Annotated in this window: 11 protein-coding genes; 8 read left to right on the forward strand and 3 right to left on the reverse strand. The window is 67.8% G+C overall.

Features of this window, described 5'->3' with window-relative positions; translation table 11 throughout:
- Positions 1-34: 34 nt before the first annotated feature.
- Positions 35-2,641 carry a DNA ligase D gene (gene ligD / locus ASD28_RS18685; protein WP_056131412.1) on the forward strand — a complete coding sequence of 869 codons (2,607 nt, stop codon included), beginning with the start codon at positions 35-37 and terminating at the stop codon, positions 2,639-2,641.
- A 56-nt stretch (positions 2,642-2,697) separates the two neighbouring features.
- Here ligD and ASD28_RS18690 read toward each other — a convergent pair whose 3' ends face one another.
- From ASD28_RS18690 to ASD28_RS18700, 3 genes are read right to left on the reverse strand one after another with little or no spacing between them, the layout of a single operon-like run.
- Entirely contained in the window at positions 2,698-2,994 is a 297-nt protein-coding gene (locus ASD28_RS18690) for a hypothetical protein (RefSeq protein ID WP_307168578.1), read from the reverse strand.
- A complete protein-coding gene (locus tag ASD28_RS18695; RefSeq protein ID WP_056131415.1) occupies positions 2,995-4,086 on the reverse strand; it encodes a Ku protein in 1,092 nt (363 codons plus the stop codon). It abuts the gene before it with no gap.
- A gap of 21 nt (positions 4,087-4,107) precedes the next feature.
- Positions 4,108-5,079 carry an SDR family oxidoreductase gene (locus ASD28_RS18700; RefSeq protein ID WP_056131418.1) on the reverse strand — a complete coding sequence of 324 codons (972 nt, stop codon included), beginning with the start codon at positions 5,077-5,079 and terminating at the stop codon, positions 4,108-4,110.
- A 147-nt stretch (positions 5,080-5,226) separates the two neighbouring features.
- Between ASD28_RS18700 and ASD28_RS18705 the strand changes: the two genes are divergently transcribed.
- From ASD28_RS18705 to ureC, 7 genes are all read left to right on the forward strand, one after another.
- On the forward strand, positions 5,227-6,663 hold the full coding sequence (locus ASD28_RS18705) for a GGDEF domain-containing protein (RefSeq protein ID WP_056131421.1): 1,437 nt from the start codon (positions 5,227-5,229) through the stop codon (positions 6,661-6,663).
- 14 nt (positions 6,664-6,677) lie between these two features.
- Complete coding sequence (locus ASD28_RS18710) at positions 6,678-8,330, forward strand: sulfate permease (RefSeq protein WP_229412406.1); 1,653 nt, start codon at positions 6,678-6,680, stop codon at positions 8,328-8,330.
- 91 nt (positions 8,331-8,421) lie between these two features.
- Positions 8,422-8,583: a hypothetical protein gene (locus ASD28_RS31930; RefSeq protein ID WP_156133696.1), complete on the forward strand. Its 162-nt coding sequence runs from the start codon at positions 8,422-8,424 to the stop codon at positions 8,581-8,583.
- Between the two features lie 256 nt (positions 8,584-8,839).
- Complete coding sequence (locus ASD28_RS18715) at positions 8,840-9,664, forward strand: urease accessory protein UreD (RefSeq protein WP_056131424.1); 825 nt, start codon at positions 8,840-8,842, stop codon at positions 9,662-9,664.
- Positions 9,665-9,673: 9 nt separating this feature from the next.
- Positions 9,674-9,976, forward strand: a complete 303-nt coding sequence (locus ASD28_RS18720) for an urease subunit gamma (RefSeq protein ID WP_056131427.1) — start codon at positions 9,674-9,676, stop codon at positions 9,974-9,976.
- A gap of 7 nt (positions 9,977-9,983) precedes the next feature.
- Positions 9,984-10,301: an urease subunit beta gene (locus ASD28_RS18725; RefSeq protein WP_056131430.1), complete on the forward strand. Its 318-nt coding sequence runs from the start codon at positions 9,984-9,986 to the stop codon at positions 10,299-10,301.
- Positions 10,301-12,001: an urease subunit alpha gene (gene ureC / locus ASD28_RS18730; RefSeq protein ID WP_056131434.1), complete on the forward strand. Its 1,701-nt coding sequence runs from the start codon at positions 10,301-10,303 to the stop codon at positions 11,999-12,001. Before ASD28_RS18725 ends, ureC begins: the two co-directional genes overlap by 1 nt.
- Positions 12,002-12,014: the final 13 nt, after the last annotated feature.

Consider the following 12,014-nt stretch of genomic DNA (forward strand, 5'->3'; position numbering starts at 1 on the left):
CCTACACTAAGGCACACACTGTAGAGGTGATGCCATGCCCGACCCGTTAAAGCTGTACAAGGCCAAGCGCGATTTCAAGATCACTGCCGAGCCCGCAGAGGGTGGGGAGGCCAGCAAAGGTCTTCTCACCTTCGTGATCCAGAAGCACTGGGCTTCGCGCCTGCATTACGATTTCCGTCTGGAACTGGACGGCGTCATGAAGAGCTGGGCCGTACCGAAAGGCCCCAGCTACGACACCCACGACCGCCGCATGGCCGTGCACGTGGAAGACCACCCCATCTCGTATTCCGATTTCGAAGGCACGATCCCGCCGCACCAGTACGGCGCGGGCAAGGTCATCATCTGGGATAAAGGGACGTGGGAACCCGTCGGCGACCCGCGCCAGGGTTATGAAAAGGGCGAGATCAAGTTCGAGATGCACGGCCACAAGATGCACGGCCGCTGGGTCCTCGTGCGCCTGCGCGGCCACGAGGACGACAAGCAGGAACCGTGGCTGCTCATCAAGGAAAACGACGAGTACGCGAAACCGGCCACCGAATTTTCCGTCGTCGACGAGTTCCCCGACAGCGTGAAGGACCTGCCGATGCCGGAGCATGGCGCCGAGGTGAAGGTGGAGGAACTGAAGGCAGACAAGCCGGCGCCGAAAAAGGCGGCGCAGGCAAAGCGCGGCGCGATGCCCGCCGGCGCCGTCAAGGCCGACCTGCCCGAGACGCTGACGCCCGAACTGGCGACCCTCGTCGACGGCCCGCCCGCCGATCCGGAGAACTACATCTACGAGATCAAGTTCGACGGCTACCGCATGGTCACGCGCGTGCAGGGCAAGGACGTCCGCCTCGTCACCCGCAACGGCAACGACTGGACCGACAAGCTGAAACCGCTGCAGCAGGAGATCCGCCGGATGAAACTGCCGGACGGCTGGTACGACGGCGAGATCGTCGTCCACGACGAGAACGGCAAACCGAATTTCAACCTGCTGCAGCTGGCGTTCGACGGCTCCAACAGCGCGCAGATCGTCTACTTCCTATTCGACGCCCCCTACTTCAAGGGCTACGACCTGCGCGATGTGCGGCTCGACGAGCGCCGTCCGTTGCTGCAGGAGGCGCTGGCGGCGCGGCCGTCGGACACGGTGCGCTTCTCCGCAGAATTCGGCACGGACCCCGCGCAGCTCGTCGTGGCCGCGTGCCAGATCGGGCTGGAGGGTGTGATCGGCAAGCGCAAGGACTCGCGCTACGTCACGCGCCGCTCGCCCGAGTGGATCAAGCTGAAATGCGGCCAGCGCCAGGAATTCGTCATCGGCGGCTACACCGATCCGCATGGCGCCCGCACGGGCATCGGCTCGCTGCTGCTCGGTTACTACGACAAGGATGGCGTGCTGCGTTACGCGGGCAACTGCGGCAGCGGGTTCAACGGCGCCTCGCTGCGCCACATGCGCGAGGTGCTGGAAGCGATCGAGACGGACGAGAATCCATTCCCGCCGCGCGCCGTGCCGGGACGGACGAACCACTGGGTGAAGCCGGAGCTGGTCGCGGAAGTCAGCTTCTCTGAGTGGACGGCCACCGACTCCATCCGCCACCCCGTATTCCAGGGCCTGCGCAAGGACAAGCCGGCGAAGAGCGTCGTGCGCGAACTGCCCAAGCACATGCAGGAGGTCCCCGTGGAAAATGCGAAACCCGCCCTTAAACAGGCGACGAACAAGCGGACGACGAAGAAGGCCGAGCCGGAGAGCGGCCTGCCGGGCAATCTTCCCGCCACGTTCAAGGTGACGCACGGCGACCGCGTGATGGATGCGGAGAGCGGCGTCACGAAGGTCGAGATGGTGCGCTATTACGCGCTCGTCGGCGAGCTGATGATGGAACACCTGAAGGGCCGCCCCGTCTCGCTGGTGCGCGCGCCCGATGGCGTGGGCAAGGAGCTGTTCTTCCAGAAGCACGTCGTCGACACCGCGAAGATGCCCGGCGTCGCGCAGATGGACCAGGCGCTGGACCCGGACCACCCGCGCATGACGGAGATCGCGACGATCGAAGGCCTGCTGTCCAGCGCGCAGTGGAATGTCGTCGAGATCCACAGCCAGAACGCGACGGCGAAACACTACGACACGCCGGACCGCATGGTGTTCGACCTCGACCCGGGCGAGGGCGTCGACTTTTCCAAGGTGCGGGAAGCGGCCCAGCTGATGCGCGCCTTCCTGCAGGAGCTGGGCCTGAACCCGTTCCTCAAGACGAGCGGCGGCAAGGGCTTGCACGTGGTCGTGCCGCTGAAGCCCAGGCTGGACTGGGACACGGTGAAGGATTTCTCGCGCGCGATCGTGACCCACCTTGCGAAGACGATCCCGGACCGCTTCTCCGCCAAGAGCGGTGCGAAGAATCGCGTCGGCCGCATCTTCATCGACTACCTGCGCAACGGCCGCGGGGCGACGACGGTGGCCGCGTGGTCGGCGCGCGCGCGGCCCGGCCTGGGCATCTCCGTGCCGGTGCGCTGGGAAGAACTGCCGAAGCTGAAGTCGGGCAGCCACTGGACCGTCAAGAACGTGCATACCCGGCTGGACGAGGGCAATGCGCCGTGGGCGGACTACGACAAGAGCGCGGTCACGCTCACCAAGGCCATGAAGGCGCTGGGGTTCAAGGCGGAAAAGAAAGAGTAGGGAGACGCCGTCGTCCCCGCGCAGGCGGGGATCCATGCTGAGTCTACATAAGTGGCTCAGTATGGGTTCCCGCTTTCGCGGGAACGACGTGTCGGGGTATCGTCCACCGGATCCCCCTGCTCGTTGCGGAAGATCGCGCGTACGTTCATCGCGGCGAGGCCGGCCTGCAGCGCGATCAGCGCCCACGCCTCGTCGTGCACGCCCCACACGATCCACAGCACGTTACTGAGAATGAAGGTCCAGAACCCGATCACGCGCTTCCTGGCGTGACGGGCGCCGACGAGAAAGGCGGCCACCAGCGTGACCGCCATCGCGGGCCATTGCAGCAGGTCCAACAGCGTATCGACATCCACTCAGGCGGCCTTCCTGCGCCGCACGGGCGCCGCTTTGGCTGCAGGTTTCGCCGCGGCCCTGGCGGCGGTTTTCTTTGCCGCCGTCTTCGTCGCCGTTTTCGTCGCGGCCGACTTGGCCGCTGTCGTACGTTTTGCGCTCGCGTGCGTGGCCGCATGCGAAGGCGCCTTGCGCGCGCGTGGCGGCGGCCGATTGCCCGTGTCCTTGTCGGTATCCCCGTCGTCCTTCGACGGTTTCCTCGACTTGCGCGGCGGCGGCTCGTCGTCGTCGTCATCGTCCGCCGCAGCGGCCTTGGCCGGCTTCTTGCCCAGGCTGGCCTGCAGCAGCGAGACGAGGTCGATGACGTTCGACTTGGCGGGTTTCTCTTCTTCCGGCTCCGGTTCGGTGAGCGTCTTGGTCTGGTTGGCGGCGATCTTCTTCTTGATCAGCGCCATCACGTCCTCGCGGTACGTGTCGTGATACTGCTGCGGCTTCCATTTCTCGCTCATGCCTTCGACAAGCGCCTTGGCCATCTGCAATTCCTTCTCCGTGACCTGCGCCGCCTTCGCGTCCGCCGCCGGGATTTTCAGCTCGTCGGTGGGACGGATCTCGTCCGGGTAGCGCAAGGTGTTCAGCACGATGGTGTCGCCCACGCAGACGAGGGCGGCCAGATGCTGCTTGACGCGGATGACGACGTTGGCGATGCCGATCTTGCCGACGTCGCGCAAGGTCTCGCGCAGCAGCGCATAGACCTTGTCGCCGCCCTTGCCGGGCGCGAGGTAGTAGGGCTGTTCGTAGTAGATCAGCGGGACCTGCTCGGCGTTCACGAACGCGATGATGTCGATCGTCTGCGTCGCTTCCGGGTTGGCGCGGCGCAGGTCCTCGTCGGACAGCACGACGTATTCGCCGTCACTGTACTCGTAGCCCTTGACGATGTCGTCCCACGAGACTTCCTTGCCGGTGGCCTTGTTGTAGCGCTTGAAGCCGATCGGCGCGAAGTCGCGCCGGTCCAGCATCGACAGGTCGAGCCCCTGGTCGCTCGCCGCCGGATACATCTCGACCGGGATGTGCACCAGCCCGAAGCTGATCGCACCCTTCCACATGCTGCGTGCCATTTTGAGCTCCCTGGATGAGAATTATTCGCCCACCGACCCCGTGATCGGCAGCACGACGCCCGTCACATAGCCCGAGCAGACGTTGGACGCCAGGTAGACGTACGCCGGCGACAGCTCTTCCGGCTGCGCGGGGCGGCCGAACGTCGTGCTCTGGCCGAACTTGGTGATGTCTTCCGGCGACTGGTCGGCCGGGTTCAGCGGCGTCCACACGGGGCCGGGCGCGACGGCGTTCACGCGGATGCCCTGGTCCAGCAGGTTGGCGGCGAGGGACATCGTGAAGGCGTGGATGGCGCCCTTGGTCGTCGAATAGTCGAGCAGCTTCTTCGACCCCTTCAGGCCAGTCACGGAGCCCGTGTTGATGATCGCGGCACCGCGCTTCATGTAGGGCAGGCAGGCCTTCGCCATGTGGAAGTAGCCGTAGATATTCGTGCGCATCGTCTCGTCGAAGCGGTCTTCCGTCAGGTCGAGCAGCGACTCGGCGTGTTCCTGGAACGCGGCGTTGTTGACGAGGACGTCGAGGCGGCCCCACCTGGCGACGATCTGGTCGACGGCCTGCTGGCAGAATTCCATGTCTTTCACGTCCCCGGCGACCGTCACGCATTTCGTGCCCTCGGCCTCGATCAGGCGCTGCGTCTCGGCCGCGTCTTCGTGTTCGTTCAGGTACAGAATGGCGACGTCGGCGCCTTCGCGCGCGAACAGGATCGCGACGGCGCGGCCGATGCCGGAATCGCCGCCGGTCACGATGGCGACCTGGCCGGCCAGCTTGCCGCTGCCCTTGTAGTGCTCGGCCATGAACTTCGGCTTCAGTTCCATCTGGGCTTCGATGCCCGGCTTGGCAAGGTGCTGGGCGGGGAAGTCGCCGCTGGGCTGCTGGATCCCCGTCTGGGCCGCGCCACCCGAGCCCGGGTCACCCTTCTGCATGCTGGCGTCGTGCTGGTCCTGGCGGTTCTGGATGGCTTTCTGCTTGTTCGCTGCGTCGTCCTGTGTTGCCATGGTGCTCTCCTTGTGCATGATTCCGCCAGTATTCCCGCCCCGAGGACGCGCTGACGGTGCGCTTCCACACATTGCGCGCATTTGCTGGCTGTTACAGGTGCTTTGTGGCAAACTTGTTAGCGTAACAAAGTATTCCAGAGGTGATTCATGCTAGAGCAGACCGCGATATACCTGAGTCCGATGGCGCAACGGCGCGCCGAATTCGGGGACGCCTGCGCCTCCCTGTTCGCACGCCTGCACCTGGCCGACAGCGCCGACGTCGCCGCGAGCCTGATGGCGCGGGAGCAGCCGGACCTGCTCGTGATCGACCTCGACCGATTCGAGCCCAGCATCGACGCGGACGCCCTCGGCGACCTCGTCGCCCGCCGCGCCGGCGCGCCCGTGCTGTTGCTGTGTCCGTTCGCCGGCGCCGCCTGGCTGCCCGCGCTGATGGCACACGGCCCCGTGCACTATGCCGTCACGCCGCTCGACGCGGCCGCGCTGCGCGCCGCGGTGGGCACGCGCCGCGCGCAGCCGGAAGTGCCGGCGAGCGACGCCGCCGGCCTGCGTACGCTGCTGGACCTGCGCGCCCGCGTGCAGGCCGCGCTGGACGGGGCGGAAGATGCACATACTTTGTCCGAAGCCTTGTGCGCCGCGCTGTGCGCGTGGCCGGGCGTGCTGCATGCGGGCGTCTTCCTGCTCAAGGACGGCAACGATTTGCAACTGGAAGCCCAGCAGGGACTGGAAGGATTACTGCTCGGCGCGCTGCTGCAGCGCACGGACCGCCTGCTGCAGGCGCCGCTGCGCCACGCGTTCCCCGGCCTGCTGGCCGCGGCGGGCGGCACGGCTGCGTTGATCGAGGTCCCGGAACAATCGGGCGAGCCGGCATTGGCGGAAGGCCTGCGCGCGCACGGCGTCGCGATGGCGCTGGGCCTGCCCATTCCCGCCGACGGACCCGGCACGCCGCGCGGCGCGCTGTCGCTGCTGTTCGGCGCCGCACGTGCACTCACGCCGGACGAGTGGGCGACCTTGCAGGACGTGACGCGCCTGGCCGCCTTCGGCCTGCGCCTCGTCGCCATCGGCCAGGAAAACGAACACCTGACGGCGCGCCTCACGTACATCTCGACGACGGATGCGCTGACCGGCGTCGCGAACCGCCGCCACGGCGAGGAATTGCTGGAAAAAGAGATCAAGCGCGCCCGCCGCTACCGCGTGCCGCTCGCGCTGCTGTCGTTCGACATCGACCGTTTCAAGGCGGTCAACGACACCTACGGCTATCCCGTCGGCGACATGGCGCTGCGCACCGTGGCCGACACGACGCGCGCCGTCCTGCGCGCCAGCGACATCCTCGTGCGCTCGGGCGGCGAGGAATTCCACATCATCGCGCCGCACACGAGCGCCATCGACGGTTTGAAAATGGCGGAAAAGGTGCGCGTGGCGATCGAGCAGGCGGAGATTCCCGGCTGCGACCACGTGACGGTGAGCCTCGGCGTGGCCCAGCTGGGCGAGCAGGAGAGCGGCGATTCGCTGACGCAGCGCACCGACGCCGCCCTCGCGCGCGCCAAGCGGGCGGGCCGCAACTGCGTCGAACTGGCGATGCAGTGAGCAGCATGGTGTCGATGAATCCGCGGCTGCTCGGCTGGCTGCGGGCGTACCGCCGCGACGATCTCGCGGGCGACGTGGGCGCCGGCATCGTCGTGGCCATGATGATGATCCCGCAGGGCATGGCCTACGCGCTCGTCGCCGGCCTGCCGCCCGTCGCGGGCCTGTATGCCAGCATCGTGCCGCCGCTGCTGTACGCGCTGTTCGGCACCAGTTCCTCGCAATCCGTCGGGCCGATGGCGATCATCTCGCTGATGACGGCGTCGGCGCTGGCGCCCCTCGCATCGCCCGGCAGCGCGCTGTACGGCATGCTGGCGGCGCAGCTGGCGCTGGTGTCCGGGGCCGTGCTGCTCGCGTGCGGCCTGCTGCGCGTGGGCTACCTCGCCAACTTCTTCTCGCGTCCCGTGATGAGCGGCTTCACGCTGGGCTCCGCCGTCGTCATCTCGCTGGGGCAGGTGCGCACCTTGGTGGGCGGCGCGCTGCCACACGTGCACAGTCCCAGCGCCGCGCTGGGCGTCGGGAGTATCGCGCTGCTGCTGTTCGCGCGGCGCTGGCTGGCGCCGCTGCTGCGCCGGCTCGGCATGCCGTGCGGGGCGGCCGACGTCGCCGCGCGGTTGGCGCCGATGGTGCTCGTCCTGGGCGGCATCGCGCTCGTGGCCTCGTTGCGCCTCGACCGCATGGGGGTGCAGGTGATCGGCGCCGTGCCGTCCGGGCTGCCGGGCTTGCGCCTGGCGACGTCCGCTGCGCATTGGCAGGAACTGCTGAAACCATCCCTCCTGATCGGCTTCATGAGCTTCCTGATCGCGATGTCGGGTGCGCAGACGCTGGCCCTGAAACGCGCGGAAAAGCTGCACACGAACCGCGAACTCGTGGGGCTGGGCCTGGCCAACGTCGGCAGCGCGCTGTCCGGCGGCTTTCCCGTGACCGGCAGCCTGTCGCGCTCGGCCGTGAACTTCGCGGCCGGCGCGCGCACCCAGCTGGCGGGTGTGATCACCGCGGCGCTGCTCGCGGGCGCGCTCGTGCTGCCCACCGGCTGGCTCGCGCTGCTGCCGCTGCCCGTGCTGGCCGCGACGATCATCGTCGCCGTGCTCGGCCTGCTGGACTGGTCGACCCTGCGCACCGCATGGCACTACGACCGCGCCGACGCGCTCGCGCTGCTGGCCACCAGCGGCGGCGTCCTGCTGCTCGGGGTGGAGGCGGGCGTCGTGCTGGGGCTGCTGCTGTCGCTAGGGACGATGATCTGGCGCGAGAGCCGGCCTCACATCGCGGTGCTGGGCCGGATTCCGCACACTGAACACTTCCGCAACATCGACCGGTACGCGGCCGAGACGGACCCGAACGTGCTGCTGCTGCGCGTGGACGCGGGGCTGTTCTTCGGGAATATCGAAGCGGTCAGCGAGCGCATCGAGGAAGAACTGGCCGCACACCGCGCGGCGCGCCATCTCGTGCTCGTGCTGTCGGCCGTGAACGCCATCGACAGTTCGGCGCTGTTCGGGTTGCTCGAATTGAATCGCGCCCTGGCCCGGCGCGACGTCCGGCTGCACCTGGCCGAGGTCAAGGGGCCGGTGCTGGACCGCCTGCGCGCGTCGACTTTGTTGAGTGAGCTCAGCGGACGTCTCTTTTTAAGTACAGCAAATGCCTGGAATGCCCTCGCACGGCACGACACGTGATTGCAAGCAAATCCCAGCTGTGGCAGGATGGAACCACGGTTTTAGAGAAAAGGTGGATATCATGCCGCGCCCAAGTACTATCGTTATTCTGTTGTCAACCGTCGCCTTGCTCGCCCTTGGCTTCGCCGCCGCTGTCCCGGCCGGCATCGCCCTGGCGCTGACGTTCGAACTGGCCGCCTACAAGCGCGCCGCCGACCGCGAACGCGCCCTGCGTCCGGTCCGTATCGCCCGCCCGCTGCGCCGCCGCCGCTGATCGTTTCCAGCCCCGGTTCGCCTGCTTGACCGGCATTCTTCGCCGGTCGGGCCTGCGGACACCCTCTGTTTCCCCCTCCCTGGTCGCCACGCGCGGCCGTCTGCCGGCTTCACCTTTGATATTGCCGAAATCATATTGATCACCTGATCTGGGCGTGCGCCTGCACCGTTCCGGTGCCGCCGGTGCCGTGCTGGTGCGCCGCGTCCACCGGTGTCCCTGTCCCGCGAGTGGCACGCATCGTGCTAACTCATCGCGTATGCCCTTTGACGACCCAACTTGCACCACCTGGCACGCATCCCTGCGCCTCGGCTTCGCCCGTGACGGCGGCTGCACGCGGCTCGTCCGGCGCGAGCACCGCGGGCCGCTGCGCGTGCAAAAGGCGCTATACCCGGAAGGCCCTGGCGCCTGCCACGTGATCGTCGTGCATCCGCCCGGCGGCATCGTCGGCGGCGACCGGCTCGACATCGCGCTCGACGTGCCGGCGGGCTGCCACGTGCTGGCCACGTCGCCCGGCGCCGCGAAGTGGTATCGCGCCAACGGCCGCACATCGCGCCAGGACGTGCACCTGGCCGCCGGTCCCGGCGCCGCGATCGAATGGCTGCCGCAGGAAACCATCGTGTACGACCACGCCGACGTGATGCTCGCGCACGACGTCGACCTGGCCCCGGGCGCCGTCTACATCGGCAGCGAGGTGCTGTGCTTCGGCCGGCGCGCGTCCGGCGAACGTTTTACGCGCGGCCGCGTGGGGCAGCGCACGCGCATCCGCGTCGGCGGGCGGCCCGTGTGGTGGGAGCAGGGCGGCGCCACGCCCGCGCTGCTCGCGAGTCCGCTGGGCATGGATGGACACAGCGTGTGCGCGACGCTCGTCGCCGTCGGCAAGCCCGTGCCCGCGGCCCTGCAGGACGCGGTGCGCGCCGTCGATCCAGGTCTCGCCGTCAGCCAGGTGAAGCAGGTGTTCGTGGCGCGCTTCCTCGGCGACGACGGCGAACGGGCCCGTGCCGCGCTGACGGGGGCCTGGACGGTGCTGCGGCCGTACCTGCTGGACCGGCCGGCCACGCCGCCGCGCATCTGGAATACGTAAAGGATCGCCATGGACCTGACCCCACGCGAAAAAGACAAGCTGCTGATCTTCACGGCGGCGCTGCTGGCCGAACGCCGCCGCGCGCGCGGCCTGAAGCTGAACTACCCGGAAGCCGTCGCGCTGATCACGGCCGCGATCATGGAAGGCGCCCGCGACGGCCGCAGCGTGCCCGAGCTGATGAGCGAGGGCACCCTGATCCTGACGCGCGCGGACGTGATGGACGGCGTGCCGGAGATGATTCCGGACATCCAGGTCGAAGCCACGTTCCCGGACGGCAGCAAGCTCGTCACCGTCCACAACCCGATCCCGTGAGCGCCCCATGATCCCCGGCGAATACTTCCTCGAGAATGGCGACATCGTCATCAACGCGGGCCGCCCCACGGTGACGCTCGTCGTCGCGAACGCGGGCGACCGTCCCGTGCAGGTCGGCTCTCATTACCATTTTTTCGAAGCGAACGATGCGTTGCAGTTCGAACGCGAGCAGGCGCGCGGCATGCGCCTGAACATCGCGGCCGGCACCGCGGTGCGCTTCGAGCCGGGGCAGCGGCGCACCGTCGAACTGGTGGCGTTGAGCGGCGCGCGCATCGTGCATGGCTTCCAGGGCCTGACGGGCGGCCCGCTCGATGGAGGCGTCTGATGGCCGCGCTCTCCCGCCAGGCGTATGCCGATATGTACGGACCGACGACGGGCGACCGTATCCGCCTCGCCGACACGGCGCTCGTCATCGAGATCGAAAAGGACTACGCGATCTACGGCGAGGAAGTGAAATTCGGCGGCGGCAAGGTGATCCGCGACGGCATGGGCCAGTCGCAGCGTGTGCGCGCGGACGTAATGGACACGGTGATCACGAACGCCGTCATCGTCGACCACTGGGGCATCGTCAAGGCCGACATCGGCATCAAGGACGGCCTGATCGCCGCCATCGGCAAGGCCGGCAACCCGGACATCCAGCCGGGCGTGACGCTGGCCATCGGCGGCGCGACGGAGATCATCGCGGGCGAAGGCATGATCGTGACGCCGGGCGGCATCGACACGCACATCCATTTCATCTGTCCGCAGCAGATCGACGAGGCGCTGATGTCCGGCATCACGACGATGCTCGGCGGCGGTACCGGTCCCGCCGTCGGCACCGCGGCGACGACGTGCACGCCGGGCGCGTGGCACATCCACTCGATGCTGATGGCGGCCGACGCGTTCCCGATGAACCTCGGCTTCTTCGGCAAGGGCAACGTGAGCCAGCCGCGGCCACTCGAAGAGCAGATCGAGGCCGGTGCCGTCGGCCTGAAGCTGCACGAGGACTGGGGCAGCACGCCGGCCGCGATCGACAATTGTCTTTCGGTCGCCGAGCGCATGGACATCCAGGTCGCGCTGCATTCCGACACGCTGAACGAGGCCGGCTTCCTGGAGTCCACGCTGGCAGCGTTCAAGGGCCGCACGATCCACACGTTCCACACGGAAGGCGCGGGCGGCGGGCACGCGCCGGACATCATCGCGGCCGTCGGCCAGGACAACGTGCTGCCGTCGTCGACGAACCCCACGCGCCCGTACACGGTGAACACGCTGGACGAGCACCTCGACATGCTGATGGTCTGCCACCACCTCGACCCCGCCATCGCGGAAGACGTGGCGTTCGCGGAATCGCGGATCCGCCGCGAGACCATCGCCGCCGAAGACATCCTGCACGACCTGGGCGCCATCTCGATGATGTCGTCCGACTCGCAGGCGATGGGCCGCGTGGGCGAGACCATCACGCGCACGTGGCAGACGGCGCACAAGATGAAGGTGCAGCGCGGCCCGCTGGAAGGCGATACGTCCCGCAGCGACAATGCGCGCGTAAAACGCTACGTGGCCAAGTACACGATCAACCCGGCCATCGCGCACGGGATCTCGCACGCGGTGGGTTCGCTGGAGCCGGGCAAGATCGCCGACATCGTGCTGTGGCGGCCCGCGTTCTTCGGCGTGAAGCCGTCGATGATCCTGAAAGGCGGGATGATCGCGGCGAGCCTGATGGGCGACCCGAACGCATCGATCCCGACGCCGCAGCCGGTGCACTATCGCCCGATGTTCGGTGCGTTCGGCGGTGGGCTCCGCAAATCGTTCACGTTCGTGTCGCAGGCCGCGTTCGACCTTGGTATCGCGCGCGAGCTCGGGCTGGCGAAGACCGTGATCCCGGTGCGCGGCACGCGGGGACTGCGCAAGCGCGACATGGTCCACAACGGGGCCACGCCGCACATGGAAGTCGATCCGGAAACCTACGAGGTGCGCGCCGACGGGCGCCTGCTCGTGTGCGAGCCGGCCAGGGTGCTGCCCCTCGCGCAGCGGTATTTCCTGTTCTGATCATCGGGAGCCA

This window comes from Massilia sp. Root133, from assembly GCF_001426525.1.
GTDB classification, from domain to species: Bacteria; Pseudomonadota; Gammaproteobacteria; order Burkholderiales; family Burkholderiaceae_D; genus Telluria; species Telluria orientalis.